Source organism: Paenibacillus sp. GbtcB18 (genome assembly GCF_019091125.1).
GTDB lineage: Bacteria > Bacillota > Bacilli > Paenibacillales > NBRC-103111 > Paenibacillus_F > Paenibacillus_F chitinolyticus.
Genome location: NZ_JAGXJX010000260.1, coordinates 1 through 279, shown reverse-complemented (window position 1 = coordinate 279; position 279 = coordinate 1). Strand labels below are relative to the sequence as shown.

The 279-nt window shown below is 47.0% G+C and carries 1 protein-coding gene; it reads right to left on the bottom strand.

Annotated elements, in window-relative coordinates; translation table 11 throughout:
- Positions 1-16: 16 nt before the first annotated feature.
- The coding region (locus KVT34_RS30195) for a CheR family methyltransferase (protein ID WP_302695763.1) at positions 17-279 on the bottom strand (263 nt) is incomplete at its 5' end.

Below are 279 nucleotides of genomic sequence, written 5' to 3'. Positions count from 1 at the left end.
CTCATCTAATGCAGCGTCACTGCACCTTGCGGTAAATTTTGTCGGCTGTACTGACGGCTTCGTAAGCGGTCGCGCGCTTGGTGAAAGTGATCGTTTCTTTATCGCCCAAAATCAGAAAACCTGACGGTCCCAGGCTTTCGTAGATGAGCGTATGCACCTGGTTCTGGAGCTGGGTATTGAAATAAAACAATACGTTCCGGCACAAAATCACATGGAACTCGTTAAACGTGCGATCCGTAACCAGGTTATGCTGGGCAAAAACAATATTATCACGCAAAA